Annotated in this window: 15 protein-coding genes; 4 read left to right on the top strand and 11 right to left on the bottom strand. The window is 67.8% G+C overall.

What is annotated here, in order from left to right; all coding sequences use genetic code 11:
* Positions 1 to 38: 38 nt before the first annotated feature.
* Positions 39 to 518 carry a carboxypeptidase-like regulatory domain-containing protein gene (locus tag CAL29_RS17100; RefSeq protein ID WP_094854291.1) on the bottom strand — a complete coding sequence of 160 codons (480 nt, stop codon included), beginning with the start codon at positions 516 to 518 and terminating at the stop codon, positions 39 to 41.
* Between the two features lie 348 nt (positions 519 to 866).
* On the opposite strand from CAL29_RS17100, the gene CAL29_RS17095 reads away from it, so the two are divergent.
* The gene (locus tag CAL29_RS17095; RefSeq protein ID WP_094854290.1) at positions 867 to 1,769 is read left to right on the top strand and encodes a LysR family transcriptional regulator; all 903 of its coding nucleotides are present in this window, start codon (positions 867 to 869) and stop codon (positions 1,767 to 1,769) included.
* Between the two features lies 1 nt (position 1,770).
* Here the strand turns inward: CAL29_RS17095 and CAL29_RS17090 are convergent, their stop codons facing one another.
* The 6 genes from CAL29_RS17090 to CAL29_RS17065 form a co-directional block, all read right to left on the bottom strand.
* Positions 1,771 to 2,778, bottom strand: coding sequence for a Bug family tripartite tricarboxylate transporter substrate binding protein (locus tag CAL29_RS17090; protein WP_094854289.1), 1,008 nt, complete (start codon positions 2,776 to 2,778; stop codon positions 1,771 to 1,773).
* A 294-nt stretch (positions 2,779 to 3,072) separates the two neighbouring features.
* The gene (locus CAL29_RS17085; RefSeq protein WP_094854288.1) at positions 3,073 to 4,530 is read right to left on the bottom strand and encodes an aldehyde dehydrogenase family protein; all 1,458 of its coding nucleotides are present in this window, start codon (positions 4,528 to 4,530) and stop codon (positions 3,073 to 3,075) included.
* A 43-nt stretch (positions 4,531 to 4,573) separates the two neighbouring features.
* The gene (locus CAL29_RS17080; RefSeq protein ID WP_094854287.1) at positions 4,574 to 6,175 is read right to left on the bottom strand and encodes a GMC family oxidoreductase; all 1,602 of its coding nucleotides are present in this window, start codon (positions 6,173 to 6,175) and stop codon (positions 4,574 to 4,576) included.
* A 178-nt stretch (positions 6,176 to 6,353) separates the two neighbouring features.
* Entirely contained in the window at positions 6,354 to 7,127 is a 774-nt protein-coding gene (locus CAL29_RS17075) for an NRDE family protein (protein WP_094854286.1), read from the bottom strand.
* The gene (locus CAL29_RS17070) at positions 7,118 to 7,621 is read right to left on the bottom strand and encodes a YbaK/prolyl-tRNA synthetase associated domain-containing protein (RefSeq protein WP_094854285.1); all 504 of its coding nucleotides are present in this window, start codon (positions 7,619 to 7,621) and stop codon (positions 7,118 to 7,120) included. The genes CAL29_RS17075 and CAL29_RS17070 overlap by 10 nt, the downstream gene beginning before the upstream one ends.
* Positions 7,622 to 7,769: 148 nt before the next feature.
* A complete protein-coding gene (locus CAL29_RS17065; RefSeq protein ID WP_094854284.1) occupies positions 7,770 to 8,603 on the bottom strand; it encodes an oxidoreductase in 834 nt (277 codons plus the stop codon).
* A 167-nt stretch (positions 8,604 to 8,770) separates the two neighbouring features.
* Between CAL29_RS17065 and CAL29_RS17060 the strand changes: the two genes are divergently transcribed.
* Positions 8,771 to 9,682, top strand: coding sequence for an AraC family transcriptional regulator (locus CAL29_RS17060; RefSeq protein ID WP_218831920.1), 912 nt, complete (start codon positions 8,771 to 8,773; stop codon positions 9,680 to 9,682).
* Positions 9,683 to 9,690: 8 nt separating this feature from the next.
* On the opposite strand, the gene CAL29_RS17055 is transcribed toward CAL29_RS17060, so the two are convergent.
* From CAL29_RS17055 to CAL29_RS17040, 4 genes are all read right to left on the bottom strand, one after another.
* Complete coding sequence (locus CAL29_RS17055; protein WP_094854283.1) at positions 9,691 to 10,686, bottom strand: aldo/keto reductase; 996 nt, start codon at positions 10,684 to 10,686, stop codon at positions 9,691 to 9,693.
* Between the two features lie 102 nt (positions 10,687 to 10,788).
* Positions 10,789 to 12,387: a glycerol-3-phosphate dehydrogenase/oxidase gene (locus CAL29_RS17050; protein WP_094854282.1), complete on the bottom strand. Its 1,599-nt coding sequence runs from the start codon at positions 12,385 to 12,387 to the stop codon at positions 10,789 to 10,791.
* Positions 12,384 to 13,226, bottom strand: coding sequence for a DeoR/GlpR family DNA-binding transcription regulator (locus CAL29_RS17045; RefSeq protein ID WP_094856703.1), 843 nt, complete (start codon positions 13,224 to 13,226; stop codon positions 12,384 to 12,386). The genes CAL29_RS17050 and CAL29_RS17045 overlap by 4 nt, the downstream gene beginning before the upstream one ends.
* 110 nt (positions 13,227 to 13,336) lie before the next feature.
* Positions 13,337 to 14,140, bottom strand: a complete 804-nt coding sequence (locus CAL29_RS17040) for a CorA family divalent cation transporter (protein ID WP_373559785.1) — start codon at positions 14,138 to 14,140, stop codon at positions 13,337 to 13,339.
* A gap of 659 nt (positions 14,141 to 14,799) precedes the next feature.
* Here CAL29_RS17040 and CAL29_RS17035 point away from each other — a divergent pair.
* A complete protein-coding gene (locus tag CAL29_RS17035) occupies positions 14,800 to 16,656 on the top strand; it encodes a phosphoenolpyruvate carboxykinase (GTP) (RefSeq protein ID WP_094854281.1) in 1,857 nt (618 codons plus the stop codon).
* Between the two features lie 212 nt (positions 16,657 to 16,868).
* Positions 16,869 to 17,837, top strand: coding sequence for a tripartite tricarboxylate transporter substrate binding protein (locus tag CAL29_RS17030; RefSeq protein WP_094854280.1), 969 nt, complete (start codon positions 16,869 to 16,871; stop codon positions 17,835 to 17,837).
* Positions 17,838 to 17,966 lie beyond the last annotated feature (129 nt).

Genomic DNA, 17,966 nt, shown 5'->3' with positions numbered 1-17,966 from the left:
CTCCCGGCCGGGCCGGGAGCGTGGCCGAGACGTGTACTTTATTTAGTGCTCTTCGAATTCCACTCGAAGCCGGCGTGGGCCGAGCCGTTGCCCTTGACCGACACCTTGCGCGTCTGCTCGGCGCCGTCCAGCGTGGCGGAAACCTTGTATTCGCCCGGCGGCAGCTTCACCAGCATGTAGGGGCCGCCGCTGGTGGCGTCCAGCACCGTGCCGCCCTTGGCGTCGGTGATCACCACCTTCACGTCCGCGGTGTAGTCGTTCTTGCCGTCGAGCTTGCGCGCGAACAGGAGCGACAGGGGATAGCTTTTCTCCGCGGCCTTCAGGGACTGCGATTCGTCCAGGCCGATGCCGCCCGTGACGTATTCGACGCTGCCTTGCGTCTGCGTGGCCGGCAGGGCGGCATGCGCGCTGGCCATGCCGGCCGCCCACACCAGCGCCCCGGCCAGGGCGGCAAGCATCAGGGGACGATAGGGGTGCGCCTGCGAGCGGGTCAGATAGCGAGTCGGTTCTTGCTTCATGGTTTTTCTCCAAGTGACGCCTACAGTCTTCGATAGGCGGCGACCGAAAAAGTTCTACCCCGATCGCGCGCATCGGCCGCCGTGAGGCAAGCGGCATACCCGAGCCATCCCTGGTTCCTACGTCTTATCGTGGACACCGCGGATCCGGGTCCCCCGGTCCGCTGGTGTCGCCCCTTGAGGGGAGGCGCGCGCAGCGCGCCTGGGGTGGGTCCTCCTTCCGGTCCGCCGGTGTCGCCCCTTGAGGGGTGCGTGCGAAGCGCGCCTGGGGTGGGCGCTATCCTAGGCTTCACTTCGGGCAAAATTCATGCTTGGCGCGCATCGATCTCTTTTTTGCGGCGGCAGGGAAATATGGCAAAAATCAATATCGTGCATCTCCAGACCCTGTGCCACATCGCGCAACTGGGAAGCTTCCAGGCGGCCGCCGATCACATGTACACCACGCAGCCCACCGTCTCGGCGCGCATGCGCGAGCTGGAGGGCCGGCTGGGGTTCCCGGTATTCCACAAGCGCGGCCGCAAGATGGACCTGACCACGCAGGGGCGCGAACTGGTCCAGCAGATCAAGCCCCTGCTGGCCGCCATCGACGACGTCATCTACTCCCTGGACGACGCCTCGCACGCCTCGGGCCTGATCTGCCTGGGCATCGCCGGCCTGATCGGGCAGACGTGGTTCTCCCAGTTCATCACGGCCGCGCGCGCCGCCATGCCGCAATTGAGCTTCGACGTCGAGGTCGGCCAGACCTCGCTCAGCGTCAGCAAGCTGGAAGCGGGGCATCTGGACCTGGTCTTCATGGCCACGCCCTCGCTGACGTCGGACCGCTTCCACGTGGAGCCGATCGGCGTCGTCGACGTGCTGCTGGTGGGCTCGCCCGACCTGGTTGGCCGGCAGGGGGAGTATTCCGAGGCGGCCTGGCTGGACGCGCTGCGCAGCCGGCCGGTCTGGTCGCTGTCCAAGGAATCGCCCATGTATCCGCTGCTGATGAAGGTCATCAAGGACCACAATCTGCGGATCAAGGTCGACATCTGCAGCAACATCCTGACCCTGAAGCAGTTGATCTGCTGCGGCACCGGCGTCGGCTTGATGACCTATCCGCTGGTCGAGGCGGAGCTCAAGCGCGGCGAACTGGTGATCCTGCGCGACGCGCCCGCGTTTCCCCGCCTGCCGTTCAACGCCGCCTGGGGTATGGACCAGAGCCAGACCGTCATCCGCAAGCTCGTGAACCTGGCCAGGACGATCTCGACCTTCCGCTGAATTATTCCGGCTTGACGCCCGCGTCGGCGAGCAGCTTGTGCCAGCGCGCCACCTCGTCGGCCAGCAGCTTGCGCGCGCCCGCCGTGCTGCGATGGTCGGCGCTGGGAACCGTCACGCCCATCTGCTTGTAGCGGTCCAGCAGGTCCGGTTGGGTAAGCGTCTTGTTGATGGCCGCGTTGAGCTTCTCGACCACGTCCTCCGGCACGCCTTTCTTCACCAGCATCATGTTCCAGATCACGTACTCCAGGTTCTTGTGCGAGGTCTCGCTGGCGGCGGGGACGTCGGGCAGCACGCCGACCCGTTCCTTGCTCAGGACCATCAGCCCCTTGATCTTGCCGGTGGCGATGGAGCCCACCGCGGTGCTGCTGCTTTCCACGGTGTAGTCGATCTGCCCCGCCATGACGTCGGAGGTGGCTTGCGCCGCGCCGCGATAGTGCACCGGCGTCACGTTGATGCCCAGCGTCGCGTTCAGCAGCATGCCGCCCAGGAAGGCGCCGGAGCCGATCCCCGCGTCGCCGAAATTCATCTTCGCCGCGTTGGCCTTGGCGTAGGCGGCGAATTCGTCGAAGTTCGACGCCGGGAAGTTCGCGCGCACCGACAGCACCTGCGGCGCGTCGCCGACCGAGGCGAGCGGGGTGAAATCCTTGAGCACGTCGTAGGGCAGGCTCTTGTAGACCGAGGCGTTGGCGGCCAGCGTGCCGACGTTGCCGAGCAGCAGCGTATACCCGTCGGTGGTGCCGCGGGCGACGCGGGATTGGCCCACGGTGCCGCCGGCGCCGGGATAGTTCTCGACGATGATGGGCTGTTTCAGCTCCTTGGACAGATTGTCGGCGATGGTGCGCGCCAGGACGTCCGTCGCGCCGCCGGCGGTATAGGGAACGACCAGGCTGATGGGCCGCTCCGGATAGCTGCCCGCGTGCGCGGCGGCGCCCAGCGCGAGCCCCAGCGCAAGGGCGCCGGCCCCCAAAAGGCGCGCCGAACGTTTCTTGATGATCTCCTTGGCCTTCATGTTTTGTCTCCAGAAAATTGAACGTCCCGAAAACGGGAGGGTTGATTGATGGTCGATATCCGATGCGTGGGCATCGCGGGCGTTTCGGTGCGGCGTTTTCAACGGCAAGCCGCCGCCACCGCGCCCGCACGGGGGCGCGTTTCTCGTTCGATTCGGTGTCGTGGTCGGCGGCCCGCGGCGCCGTCGGGCGGTTGTCCGCCGCGGGTGGCCTGTCTCTATGTTGTGTTTTTATCGGGTGGCGCGATGGGCGAGGCCGGCGCGCCGGGTCTTTCCTTTCCGGACGGTCCGGGACGATCAGGCGGGATCGCGCAGCGAGATCGTGACGACTTTCTCGTCGGTCATGTCGCGGATGGCGTACTTCGGCCCTTCGAAGCCGTAGCCGCTGTCCTTGACGCCGCCGTAGGGCATGCCGTCGTTGCGCGAGCTGGAGGTTTCGTTGACGTGCAGGCCGCCGACGCGCAACTGGCGCGCCATGTAGAAGGCGGTATTCACGTCATTGGTGAAGACGCCCGTGGCCAGGCCGTAGGGCGTGGCGTTGATGCTGTCGACGACTTCGTTGACGTGCTGGAAGGGCAGCAGGGTGAGGACCGGCGCGAAGATCTCCTGGTCGACCACCTTCATTCCTTCGCGCACGTCGGCGAGGATGGTCGGCTCCAGCACGGATTTATCGCGCTTGCCGCCCGTGACGATGCGCGCGCCCATGGACACCGCTTCGTTGATCCACGATTCGGCGCGCATGGCCTCCTTCTCGGCGATCATCGGACCGACGTCGATGCCGGCGGCGCGCGGGTCGCCGCTCTTGAGCGCGCGGGTGGCGGCTTCCAGGCGGGCCGTCACTTCCTCGATGCGCGACTGCGCCACGTACAGGCGCTGGATGGAGGTGCAGACCTGGCCGGCCTTGCGGAAGGTGGCGCGCAGGATGCGCGGCAGCGCCAGCTCGATGTCGGCGTCCGCGCAGATCACGGTGGCGGCGATGCTGCCCAGTTCCAATTGCGTGCGCCGGCGTCCGGCCTTCTGCTGGATGATGCGGCCGACGCGGGTGCTGCCGGTGAAGGTGTAGAAATCGATGCCCTGTTCGTCCAGCAGCCATTCGCCGGCCTCGGCGCCTTCGCCATGGACCAGGGACAGCAGCTCGCCGGGCCAGCCCGCCTGCAGCAGGACGTCGCAGATGAGGCTGGCGGTCAGCGGGGTATAGCCCGACGGCTTGACGATCACGGCATTGCCGGCGGCGATGGCCGGCGCGATCTTGTGCAGCAGCGCGTTGAACGGGGCGTTGAAGGGCGTGATCGCGCAGACGACGCCGACGGGGGTGCGCAGCGTGAAGGCGATGCGGTCCTTCTGGCCGGGATTGCTGTCCATCGGGATCATTTCGCCGCAGATCCGCTTGGCTTCCTCGGCCGAGAGTTCCAGCGTGTCCAGGCCGCGGGCGATTTCGTTGCCGCTTTCGGCCGGCGTGAAGCCCGCCTCCAGCGCCATGACGTCGACGAAATCCTGCTTGCGGGACTGGATGATGTCCACGGCCTTGCGCAGGATGCGCGCGCGCTCGTAGCCGTCGGGTACTTTCTTCAGGTTGCGGCGCGCGGTGGCGACGGCTTGCCGGATATGCGCCTGCGAGGTCTGGTCGACCCGCGCGATGGGCGCGCCCGAATAGCGGTCATGGACCGTGAAGGCAGCGCCGCTGTCGACGCGCTCGCCGGCGATCAGGCTCAGCGTGGAAACGGATTTCAGGATCTCGGGGGAGGGGGCGGACATTGCTTATCTCCAGTAATCGGTATGCGGGTCTCGGTATTTATATTCAGTTCGCCAGGATCATGTCGGCGGCTTTCTCGCCGACCATCAGGCTGGCCGCGAGGGTATTGGCCGACGGCACCTGCGGCATGACGGACGCATCCGCGATGCGCAGGTTCTCCAGGCCGTGGACGCGCAGCCGGGCATCGACCACCGCCATGGGGTCTTCGCGCGGGCCCATCTTGCAGGTGCCGACCATGTGGTAGCCGGTGGTGCCTTTCTGGCGCGCGTAGTCCAGCCATTCGTCGTCGCTGGCGACGTCCTTGCCCGGTTGCAGTTCCTGCACGAGATACGGCGCCATCGGGGAGGACGACATCAGTTGGCGGGCTAGCTTCAGCGCCTCGACGACGGTGCGCTGGTCCAGTTCGTGGCCGAGGAAATTCGGCTGGACCAGCGGCGCGGCCAGCGGATCCTTCGACTGGATGCGGACGTAGCCGCTGCTCTCCGGCCGCTGCTGGCGCGCGCCGGTGCTCATGCCGGGCAGGTCGTCCAGCACGTAGTTGCTGCCGGCCTTGTAGCTGGCCGGCGTGAAAAGAACCTGGATGTCGCCGCGCGCCGGGCTGTAGCGGGTCTTCCAGAAGACGTGCACCATCGACGGGCTCAGGCTGAGGATGCTGGGCTTGCCCATGAACCAGCGGACTATTTCGCGGCCCAGGCGCCAGCCCTTGGACAGTTCGTTGAGCGTGGTCACCGACCTGGCGCGCGAAATGCTGCGCACGGTGTAGTGGTCGCGGAAGTTCGCGCCGACGCCGGGCATGGCCTGCTTCACGGCGATGCCGTGCTGCGCCAGCAGGTCTTGCGGGCCGATGCCGGAGAGCTGCAGGAGCTTCGGCGAATTGACGGCGCCCGCGCTGATGATGACCTGCTGGTTGGCATAGAGCGTGTGCGTCGTGCCGCCGTGCAGATACTTCACGCCGATGGCGCGCTTGCCGTCGAACAGGATTTCCGTGACGGTGGCGTCGGCCTTCAGGCGCACGCGTCCGGTCCGCAGGGCGGGGCGCAGGAAGGCGTCGGCGCAGTTGACGCGCTTGTTGCGGTAGATATAGCGCTGGAAATAGCCCGTGCCCAGTTGCTCCGCGCCGTTGTAGTCGGGATTGCCGGGAATGCCGAATTCCTCGCAGCCCTTGATGAAGGCGTCGCATAGCGGGGAGGTCCAGTCCGGGTCGGTGATGGGGAGTTCGCCGGCCACGCCGCGGAAGGCGGGGTCGCACGGTCCCACGCGGCGTTCGGAACGCTTGAAGTAGGGCAGGACGTCGGCATAGCCCCAGCCGGGGTTGCCCATTTTTTCCCAGTCGTCGAAGTCTTCGCGCTGGCCGCGGGAGTAGACCAGGCCGTTGACGGAGCTGGAGCCGCCGACGACGCGGCCCTGCGGCATGGCGATCTTGCGGTTGTGGGTGGCGGGCGCGGGGACGGTCTGGTAGTTCCAGGTGATCTTTCCGCCGTAGAGGGTCTTGACGAAGCCCGCGGGGACGCGGATGAAGAAGTCCTTGTCCTCGCAGCCGGCTTCGAGGACGCAGATGCTGCGATGGGTCTGTTCGCTCAGCCGCTTCGCGATGACGGAGCCCGCCGGGCCCGAGCCGACGATTATGTAGTCTACGTATTCATTCATTTGCCCTGCCCGATGCCTCCGCTGTTCTCGATCTGGCTTAGTTGCGTAGGCTACGTGCGGCGATATATTCAAACAATCAATATTTTTCTATACATATACATTTGAATTTTTGATGTGATTGGCAGATGAAGCGGGATGAAGCCGGATAAAGCGGATGCAGGGCGGCAGCCGCGCCGCGTCAGGCCGTGGCGCGCAGGGGACAGCGCAGGTCTGCTTCGCCCATGGCGTTCCCGTCGGGACCGAAGCGCCGTTCGTACAGGCGGCATTCCCGTTCGCCGATGGCGAGCACGCTGGAGCTGCGCGTGCCGTAGACGGGGTCGACGATGAAGGGGCTGCTGAGGAAACGCTCGCGTTCCAGGCTGAGGCCGGTGCTGGGCAGTTCGGCGTCGGCGGCGACCGAGCGGTCGGCCAGGGCTTGCAGCAGCCCTTCGATGTCGGGCTGCGGCTTTTCCCGCAGCAGCCGCGTGAAGGCGGCCTTGGTGCGCGCCAGCTTGGGCCAGGGCGTATCGAGCAGATGGTTGGACAGGGCGTAGATGCCGGGCGGCAGGGCGCGCGCCGGCGCGCCGCGGTTGCTGCAATACCAGGCGCCGGTGAGATCGCCGACGATCAGGTTGTAGCCGTTGTAGCGCGCGCCGCGCTCGTCGACGCGTGCCGCGTAGGCCGCGGGCGTCTCGCCGCCGCGCAGGAAATCGCCCACGAGGTCGCCGCGCGAGGGCGCGTCCGGCAGCACGCGCATGGGATCGCGGAAATTGGTGACCAGCGCATAGCGGCCGCCGCGCGTCATCCCCATCCAGGTGCCGCCGGATTTCAGGTCGCGGCCCGCCACGATGCCCGAGCCGTCGTCCCAGGGGGCGGCGGCCGCGGTGGGACGGGCATGGTATTCGTCGCGATTCGCGGCGATCAGCACCGGCAGGTGGGGCAGTTCATGCAGGGCGAGGACGGCTAGGCACATGGGACCGGGGCGGCTTCCGAGGAGAACGGCGCGGTGCGCGGCGCGACCAGCCGCAGGTAATCGTCGGCCCGCATCAGGATGGAGGCGTCCAGCCGGCCCGCGTTGAAGACGATTTCCTCGTAGCGCTGGCCCAGCGTGCTGTCGACCAGCAGCTCCAGCTCGGGATTGAACGTGAAGGGCGGGATGGCGCCGATCTCGCAGCCGGTCAGCTCGCGCGCCAGGTCGCGCGTGGCCAGGGAGGCCTTCTTGCCGCCGCAGGCCTGGGCGATGGCGTCGAGGTTGGCCTGGCGGTCGGCCGGGAACACCGCGAGCACGTGGGCGCGCTTGGTGGACGAAATCCTGACGCGGCAGACCAGGGCCTTGGCGCCCTGTCCGACGGCGGTCCCGCGTATCGCGGCCACCGCCTCCGACCGCCCCTCGGCGGCGTGTTGCAGCAGTTTGTAGGGGATGCCCTGTTCATCGAGCAGGGCGCGTAGTCGATCGTGGACTTCCATGGCGCGGGGATGCAAAAACGGAAGCGCTACCTTAACCCACCGCGCGCCGCGATGCACGGTTCGGGGGCGTGCCGCCGCGCACCGAGCATGACGCAGGCGTCGCGCTTTCGCGGCGGGCGGTCCGCGCACCGCGCGGGTATCGCCACCCTCAGCCGTCCGTCGACCGGCTGACTTCCTCCCAGGCGTCGATCTCCCCGGCGAGGTCCGCCAGCTTGCCGCGGACCAGGGCCAGCGCGTCGCTGCCCAACAGCAGGTGGGCGGGCGGATTGGCGCTGTCGATGGCGGCGAGCATGGCGCGCGCGGCCTTGGCCGGATCGCCCAACTGCTTGCCGCTCTTCTCCTCGCGCGCCTTGCGCACGGGATCGAACAGCGCGTCGTAGTCGGCGATGGCGCGGGGCGTCCGCACCATGGAGCGTCCCGCCCAGTCCGTGCGGAAGGAGCCCGGCGCGACGGCGGTGACGGCGATGCCCAGGGGCCGCACCTCCTTGCCCAGGGCCTCGGAGATGCCTTCCAGCGCGAACTTGCTGCCGCAGTAGTAGGCGATTCCCGGCATGGTGATGTAGCCGCCCATCGACGTGATGTTGAGGATATGCCCGCGGCGGCGTGCGCGCATCGCCGGCAGCACCGCCTTCATCATGGCGACGGCGCCGAATACGTTGACGTCGAACTGCCGCCGCATTTCGCGCAGCGGCGATTCCTCCATGACGCCCTCATGGCCGTAGCCGGCGTTGTTGACCAGGACGTCGATCGGTCCGATGTCCGCCTCGATGCCGGCGACGACGCCGGCCACGGCCGCGTCGTCCGTCACGTCGAGCAGGCGGCCTGTCGCCGCGCCCGGCGCCAGGGCCTCGAACGCCGTTCTGGCGCGCTCGTCGCGCACGGTGCCGATGACGCGATGCCCGGCGGCCAGGGCCTGTTGCGCGAGGGCGCGGCCCAGGCCGCTGCTGACGCCGGTAATGAGGAGGGTCTTGTCCGTGCTCATGCTGATCTCCGCTTTTTTCATGCATAGGGAACATGCATAATATTCAGCAGCAGCCGGCCCTTTAAGGCGTATTTTTATATTATTCCTGCCTGATTCTATAAATGATGGAACCGATCCCGGGAAAACGCGCCGCGCCGACGCGGCGATCCGCCGCCGCCCAGCCGCGCATGGCGGCGCTGCTGCGCGCGCTGGCGCCGGAGGAGGGCTACAACCTCACCTCGCTCCCCGGCGTCCGCATCCTGCGATCGGATCGCCCGCTGTCCCGCACGCCGGTGCTCTACGACCCCGGCATCGTCATCGTCTGCCAGGGCCGCAAGCGCGGCTACTTCGGCGACCAGGTCTATCTCTACGACGAGCAGCACTACCTGGCCGTGGCGGTTCCCGTTCCGTTCACGATGGAGACCGACGCCACCCCCGAACATCCGCTGCTCGCGATCTACCTTCACCTGGATTTCCAGTTGGCCGCCGAGTTGACGATACAGATCGACAGGCACGGCAGGCCCGCGCGCGACGATACGCCGCGCGGCATGATCTCCAGTCCCATGGATGCCGGCCTGCGCGGCTCGGTATTGCGCTTTCTCGAAGCCATGAACCGTCCGCTCGACGCGGCGGTGCTCGGGCCCGCGCTGCTGCGGGAACTGTATTTCCGCGTCCTGACCGGTTCGCAGGGCGATGCGCTGCGGGCGGCCCTGGCCATGCAGGGAAGGTTCGGCAAGGTAGGCCGCGCGCTGCGCTACATACACGCCCACTACGCTCGGGACCTCGACCTGGCCGCGCTGGCCAGTGAAGCCGGCATGAGCGTGCCCGGCTTCCATGGCCATTTCAAGGCGATCACGCGCACTTCGCCCATGCAGTACGTGAAATCGATACGCCTGCACCAGGCGCGGCTGTTGATGGTGCGCCAGGGGATGACGGTGGAGGCCGCCTGCCATGCGGTCGGCTATGCCAGCCCGTCGCAGTTCAATCGCGAGTTCAAGCGCCTGTTCGGGCGCACGCCGGCGGCGGAGACGCGGCGCATGCGGGCCAGCTTCGCCGTGCCGCCCGCGCACGCCGCCTCCGAGTATGTTTCATCGCACTGAGCCGGCGCCTACCTGACCGAATCCCCGTAGCGGTATTCGTGCGTCAGCTTGTCCAGTTCGGCCTTCAGGTCCGCGTCCAGCTTGTAGTCCGCCGCGGCCAGGGTTTCGTCCAGTTGCTCCGGCTTGCTGGCGCCCAGCAGCGGCGCGGTGATGGCCGGATTGGCCAGGACCCAGGCCAGCGCCAGCCGCGTCAGGGACACGCCGGCCTGGTCGGCCAGCTTGCCCAGTTGCGTCACGGACTCGAACGCGCGTTCGTTCCAATAACGGTCCTGGTAGCGCCCGGCGGCCGTGCCCAGCGTGAACCGCGTGCCCGGCGTGGGCGCGCCGCCCTTGTGCTTGCCCGTCAGCATGCCGCCGGCCAAGGGGTTGTAGGGAATGACGGCGAGGCCCTCGGCCTGGCACAGCGGCAGCAATTCGCGCTCGATCTCGCGGAACAGCAGGCTGTAGCGCGGCTGCACGCTGACGAAGCGCGTCAGCCGCAGGAAGTCCGCGCGGCCCAGCGCGGTGGCCAGGCGCCAGGCGAGGAAATTCGACACCCCCACATAGCGCGCCCGGCCCGACTTCACGATGACGTCCAGCGCCTCGATGGTCTCGTCCAGCGGCGTGGACTCGTCGTCCGAGTGCAGTTGATAGAGGTCGACGTAGTCCGTTCCCAGGCGCTTGAGGGAATGATCGATGGCCTCCAGCAGATGCTTGCGCGAGGCACCCTTGTCCCAATCGTTGGGACCCGTCACGCCGACCGCCTTGGTGGCGACGATGTAATGCTGGCGCCGCCCCTGTAGCCAGCGCCCGACGATTTCCTCGGTGCGGCCGACGGTGTCCAGGGTGCCGCCCAGCGGATAGACGTCGGCGGTGTCGAGGAAGTTGATGCCGCCTTCGGCGGCCCTGTCGAGGATGCGCTTGGCGACGGACTCGTCGGTCTGAAGACCGAAGGTCATGGTGCCCAACGCCAGGCGGGAGACTTTCAGGCCGGTGCGGCCGAAGGGAATCTTGGGTATAGCCATCGCGCATATCTCCAGGAGATGCGCGGCCGAAGCCGCGGAACCCGGACGATTCTACGCCGCGATGGCTGACGGGCGGCTTCCTGGCCGCCCGCCGTCCGCAAGCTAGTCCAACTGGTACTGCGCGGCCGTGACGGCGAAGGCCTGCAGGGTCTTGCTCTGCCAGGTTTCGTCGCGATGCAGTTCGTCGGCCAGGACGCGCGCGACTTCCGGCGCGGCGTCCAGCGCCGCACGGCTGTCGAGGAACAGCGCGCGGTTGCGCCGCGCCAGGACGTCCTCGACGCTGCGCGCCAGCTCGCAGCGCGCAGCGTAGCGCACGTGCGCCTCCGTCAGGCCGCTGGCCGCCACCAGCATGCGGTCGGCGCCGGGCAGGGCGCGCAGGGCCGGCAGGTCGGCGCCGTAGTAGGCGTCCGTGGACAGGGGCGCGCCCTCGGCCGGCATCATGCCGCCCGCGCCGTGCAGGGGCAGGTTCTGGGTCTGGCCGGGCGCGTACGGCAGCATCTGCTCGCGCAGCACCGTGTCCATCACGTCCTGCGCCATGCGGCGGTAGGTGGTCCACTTGCCGCCGGTCACGGTGATCAGCCCGCCGGCGGACACCAGGATGGTGTGCTCGCGCGACAGCGACTTGGTATTGCCCACGCCGGTGGCCTTGACCAGCGGCCGCAGGCCGGCCCACACGCTGGTGACGTCGGCGCGGGTGGGCTGGCGGTTCAGATAGCGGCCGGCCGTGGCCAGGATGAAATCGACGTCCTCGCGCGCCGCGTCGGGCTCCAGCGGCAGGTCCTGGCGCGCGGTGTCGGTGGTGCCGACGATGGTGTGGCCGTTCCAGGGCACCACGAACAGCACGCGCCCGTCGTCGGTCTTGGGGATGAGGATGGCGCGGTTGCCGGGCAGGAAGTCGCGCGGCAGGGTCAGGTGCACGCCCTGGCTGGGCGCCACCATCGCGGGGGCCTTGCGGTCCTCCATCTGGCGCACCTCGTCGACCCATACGCCGGTGGCGTTGATGACGCAGCGGGCGCGCAGCATCAGTTCGGCGCCGTTCAGGCGGTCGCGCGCGATGACGCCGTCTATCTTGTCCTTGCTGCGCGACAGGCCGGTCACGCGCAGATAGTTCAGCGCCAGGCCGCCGAAGTCGAACAGGGTGCGCATCAGGCTGACGGCCAGGCGCGCATCGTCGAACTGGCCGTCGAAATAGCGCACGGCGCCGCGCAGCGCGCGGCCGCCGACGCTGGGCGCCAGCGTCGGCGCCTCGGCCAGCGTGGCGCGGCGCGACAGCAGGCGGCTCGATTGCAGGTTCAGGCGGCCGGCCAGCATGTCGTACATCTTCAGGCCGATGCCGTAGAAGGGCTGGTCCAGCAGGCCGTAGGCCGGCACCACGAAACCCAGCGGCCACACCACGTGCGGGGCGTTGCGCGCCAGCAGGCCGCGTTCGTGCAGGGCCTCGCGCACCAGGCTGATATTGCCCTGGGCCAGGTAGCGCACGCCGCCGTGCACCAGCTTGGTGGCCTTGCTCGACGTGCCCTTGGCGAAGTCCTCGCCCTCGACCAGCAGGGTGCGATAGCCGCGCGCCGCCGCGTCCACCGCCGTGCCCAGGCCGGTGGCGCCCCCGCCGATGACGATGACGTCCCAGGGCTCGACCGAGTCCAACTGCGCCAGGATGCGCTCGCGCGAGGGAGGAACGAGGGGCTTGGGGTTGGGATTCATGGCTGGGCGGGATGGGCGTGGGCCTCCGCGGAAGCGGGAGCGGAGGAGGATGCGGAGGCGACGGCATCGGCCGGCGCGCTGGCGAGTTCGCAGCGCACGCCGGCCTGCTTGATCACGCGCGCGAGCGGCGCTTGCGGGGGCAGGTCGGTGTAGAAGCGGTGGACCTGGGAAATATTGGCCAGCTCCACGAGGGCCTGGCGCTGGTACTTGCTGTTGTCGGCGGCCAGCCAGACCTCGCGCGACTGCGCCATGATGGCGCGCGCCACGCTGACTTCACGCAGGTCGTAGTCGCGCAGCGTGCCGTCGGCTTCGAGTCCCGAAATGCAGATGACGCCGATGTCCACCTTGAAGCGGCGGATGAACTCGATGGTGGCCTCGCCAATGATGCCGCGGTCGCCCGCGCGCATCGTGCCGCCGGCGATGATGATTTCGCAGTCCGGGTTGGCGGACAGGATGTCGGCGACGTTGAGGTTGTTGGTGATGACGCGCAGGCCGCGGTGCTGCGTCAGCGCGCGCGCCACGGCCTCGGTGGTCGTGCCGAGGTTCAGGATCAGCGAGCAGCCTTCCGGGATGTGGCGCGCCACCGCCAGGCCGATGCGGCGCTTGGCCTCGGCATGCAGGGCCTGGCGCTGCTGGTAGGCGATGTTCTCGGTGGTCGAGGCCTCGATGCGGACGCCGCCGTGAAAGCGCGCCAGCAGGCCTTCCTGGGCCAGCAGGTTGACGTCGCGCCGCACGGTTTGCAGCGTGACGCCGAAGCGCTGGGCCAGGGCTTCGATGGTGATGGCGCCGCTTTCGCGGACGGCGTCGATGAGGGCCGATTGACGGGGATTGAGCGTCATGAAAACGATCATAAAACAACAAAAACGAAAATGAAAGACACGAATCCATGTTCGTTAATTTTCGTTTTGGTTTTTGTTGCAGACCGCGCACAGGCTCCCCGCCCGGCGTTTCACCAGAGCCGCAGGCGCTTCAGGAACACCAGCGTCGCCAGCCCCAGCGCCACCATCCCGCCGAGGATCCACCAGAACGCCCCGGGCGTCTGTAAGCCCGGCAGGTCGGCCACGTTCATGCCGAAGACGCCCGACAGCAGCGTGGCGGGCATCAGCATGGCGGTCAGCACCGACAGCACCAGCAGGTTGCGGTTCATTTCCTCCGACATCTGCGCCGCGATCTCTTCCTGTAGCAGCTTGGCGCGTTCGTACAGCGAGTCGATGGAGGCGGCCAGGTGGCCGAGCGTGTCGACGCCCTGGGCCAGGTGGTCCAGCGCCTCCGGCTCGGCCCAGGCATGGCGCATGGCGGGCAGACGTCCCAGCATGTGGCGCTCCGGGTGGATCTGGCGGCGCAGTTCGGCCAGTTGCCGCCGCACCGCGCTCAAGGCGCCGCGGTCGCGCTCGCGGCGGTCGGACAGGACCGAGGTCTCGATGTCGTCGACCTCGTCGGTCAGCAGTTCCAGGCGCGCGGCATAGCCCTCGGCCAGGCACTCCAGGAGATCGCCCAGCAGGGCGGTGGTGCAGCCATAGCTGCAACCGTCCTCGACGCGGCGGCGCAGGCGGTCGGTGGATTGCAGCGCGCGCGTGCGCACCGTGATCAACAGGCCGTCGTTCATGAAGAAGTGCAGGACGCCTTTTTCCGCTTCGTCGGCTTCAGCGTCCATCTTGAGATCCACCAGCAGGCCGTGCACGCCGTCCTCCGACACGTGCAGGCAGGGGCGGGTGTCGCGGCCGGCGAGAAAGGCGCGGGCCTCTTCCGGCACGTCCGCCCCGTGCTCCAGCCAGTCCTGGATGCGGCTATCCGCGGTCTTGGCGTGTAGTGTATCCAGTGGAAAGCGCCGGATTCCGGGGGCGGCGCGTTCTGGACTTCGGTCCAGGTCAGGCGGGTGGGGGACGTATCGGGCTGGAAACGGAAGGCGCATATCAATCCGCCCGGGCCGGCGGAGAGGGAAAGCAGCCGGCTTTGGGCGGCAGGCAGGGTCATGAGGAAGCAATAGCCAGGAAATCACGCGCGCGCCGGATGGCGATCGCCGGCGACACCAATAGCCGGCCAGGATGACAATTTCGTGACGAGTTGCCCCAAATTGACACGCGTGGCCGCGCCGATCGCGTCTATCTTCCCGGGCACGCGGGCCCGGCCGCGCGCCGCCGGCGCGCTGGCGGCGCCCCGGCAGGCTAGGGTTTCCCCTGTTTCCGCCATGTGGCCGGGTTGACGCCCGGCCGCGCCTGCCGGGTATGATGGCCGTCTAACCCACACCACATGGCGAAATGTCGGCGGCCCGGGCGGGCCGCGGTGGTCCCGATTTTCCTTTCAGGCCGGGCGTGGGGTCGCGCGAGCGCGCGGGCATTTCAATTCGCGGGACAGGAGACTGGAGCCTGTCCCTTATACGGACCTCTTACAAATCACTCTGGAGATGAGACTATGAACCGACCCTTCGATGGCCCCCAGGCCGGACTCAACGTGCCGACTTTCGTACAGCACCGCCGTCTGGTCGATTGGGTGGCCGAGTTCGTGGCGCTCGCCAAACCGGACAACGTGGTGTGGTGCGACGGTTCGCAGGAAGAGTACGACCGCCTGTGCGCGCAGATGGTCCAGAGCGGCACGCTGCGCAAGCTGAACGAGCAGAAGCGTCCCAATTCCTATCTGGCCCTGTCCGATCCGGGCGACGTGGCGCGCGTCGAGGACCGCACCTTCATCTGCACCGACAAGGCCGAGGACGCCGGCCCCACCAACAACTGGGCCGCGCCGGCGGAAATGCGCAAGACGCTCAACGGCCTGTTCGACGGCTGCATGCGCGGCCGCACGCTGTACGTCGTGCCGTTCTCGATGGGCCCGCTGGGCTCGTCCATCGCCCATATCGGCGTCGAGCTGACGGACAGCCCCTACGTGGTGGTCAGCATGCGCATCATGACGCGCATGGGCAAGAAGGTCTACGACGTGCTGGGCGCGGACGGCGAATTCGTGCCCTGCGTGCACACCGTCGGCAAGCCCCTGGGCGCCGGCGAGAAGGACGTGCCCTGGCCGTGCAATCCGACCAAGTACATCGTCCACTACCCGGCCACGCGCGAGATCTGGAGCTACGGTTCGGGCTACGGCGGCAACGCGCTGCTGGGCAAGAAATGCTTCGCGCTGCGCATCGCCTCGACCATGGGCCGCGACGAAGGCTGGCTGGCCGAGCACATGCTGATCCTCGGCGTGACCACGCCGGAAGGGCGCAAGCACCATGTCGCGGCGGCCTTCCCGTCGGCCTGCGGCAAGACCAACTTCGCCATGCTGATCCCGCCGCAGGGCCTGAACGGCTGGAAGGTCACCACCATCGGCGACGACATCGCCTGGATCAAGCCGGGCGCCGACGGCCGCCTGCACGCCATCAATCCGGAAGCCGGCTATTTCGGCGTGGCGCCGGGCACGGGGGAGAAGACCAATCCCAACGCCATGGCCACGCTGCACGCCAATTGCATCTTCACCAACGTCGCCCTGACCGACGACGGCGACGTATGGTGGGAAGGCATGACCGAGGAAGTGCCCGCGCACCTGATCGACTGGCAGGGCCAGGACTGGACGCCGCAGATCGCCAAGGAAACGGGCCGCAAGGCCGCGCATCCGAACGCCCGCTTCACCGCGCCGGCCTCGCAGTGTCCCTCCATCGACAGCGAATGGGAGAACCCCGAAGGCGTGGTCATCGACGCCTTCATCTTCGGCGGCCGCCGCTCCACCACCGTGCCGCTGGTGACCGAGGCGCGCAACTGGGAAGAGGGCGTCTACATGGCCGCCACCATGGGCTCCGAAACCACCGCCGCGGCCGCCGGCCAGCAAGGCGTGGTGCGCCGCGATCCCTTCGCCATGCTGCCGTTCTGCGGCTACAACATGAGCGACTACTTCCAGCACTGGCTGGCGTTGGGCCAGAAACTGGAGGAGAAGGGCGCCACGCTGCCGCGCTTCTACTGCGTCAACTGGTTCCGCAAGGGTCCCGACGGCAAGTTCGTCTGGCCGGGCTTCGGCGAGAACATGCGCGTGCTGAAGTGGATGCTGGGACGCATCGAAGGCAAGGCCCAGGGCCAGGAGCACGTGTTCGGCGTCTCGCCGCGCTACGAGGACCTGGATTGGCAGGGCATGAATTTCAGCCGCGAGCAGTTCGAGCAGGTCAGCTCGGTGGAAAAGCAGGCCTGGCAGAAGGAGCTGGAGCTGCATGCCGAACTGTTCGAGCAGCTCAAGCACGGCCTGCCGCCGGCGCTGCCGCGCACCAAGAAGGCGATCGAGGAAAGGTTGTCGGCGTGATCCGCGCGTAGCCGCATGGCAGGGAACACGGGCCGCTCGCATGCGGCCCGTGTCCTTTCCGGCCCGCGGCGTCCCGAATGCCGTCGCTGCACACCAAGGTATACAATCCGCCGGCAGGTTCGCGCCCTACATGCTTTCCCAAATGGCGGTACAGCCATGGGAAATCCTGATAACAATCGACAATCGCGTTCCCCCCGCGGAGGAGTCAAAAAATGAAATTCGGCATTTCGCCCCTGGCGAAGCTGCTGGCCGGCGGCCTGCTTTGCGCCGCCGCGGCCGGCGCCCAGGCCGCCTGGCCCGACAAGCCCATCACCCTGGTCATTCCCTTCCCGCCGGGCGGCACCACGGACATGGTGGGCCGTCCGCTGGCGCAGATGCTCAGCGAGAAGCTGAAGCAGCCGGTCATCGTGGACAACCGCGCCGGCGCCGGCGGCACCATCGGCGCCGCCTACGTCGCGCGCGCGCAGCCGGACGGCTACACGCTGTTCCTGGCGACCATCGCGCACACCATCGCGCCGTCGACCTACGACAAGCTCACCTACGATTTCCAGAAGGACTTCGCGCCGATCACCATCGTCGCGTCCTCGCCCAATCTGCTGATCGTGAACAACAAGCTGCCGGTGAAGACCGTGCCCGAGCTGATCGACTACGCGAAGAAGAACCCGGGCAAGCTGAACTACGGTTCGGCCGGCATCGGCAGCACCGAGCACCTGGCGGGCGAGCTGTTCCGTTCCATGGCCAAGATCGATATCTCGCACGTGCCCTACAAGGGCGGCGCGCCGATGATGGCCGACCTGATCTCCGGCCAGATCCAGATGGCGCTGGAAACCAGCGGCTCGGCCATCGCGCAGATCCGCGCCGGCACGGTGCGCGCGCTGGGCGTCAGCAGCGAGAAGCCGAGCAGCCACTTCCCCGGCATCCCGGCCATCGACGAAGCGGGGCTGCCCGGCTATACCTTCGCCACCTGGTACGGCCTGATGGTCCCGGCCGGCACGCCCGCCGACGTGCAGAAGACGCTGTACCAGGACGTCAAGGAGATCCTGCAGGATCCGCAGATGAAGAAGGTGCTGGAAACCATCGGCGCGGACGCCGGCGGCAACAGCCCGGCGGACTTCAAGACCTTCATCGCCGACCAGACGCAGAAGTGGCACGACATCCTGAAGCCTGACGCGAAGAAGTAATCGCAGAATCGCAGGCGGTGTGTCGCCGGCCCCGCCGTGGCGGCGGGGCGCGGCGCTGACAAAATGTCAGCACCTCTTTGCGCGTGGCGTGATATATCCCCATGCTCAGCCACAACGACGCCAGTCACC

Source organism: Bordetella genomosp. 10 (genome assembly GCF_002261225.1).
Classification (GTDB): domain Bacteria; phylum Pseudomonadota; class Gammaproteobacteria; order Burkholderiales; family Burkholderiaceae_B; genus Bordetella_C.
This window is presented reverse-complemented; position numbering and strand designations above follow the sequence as displayed.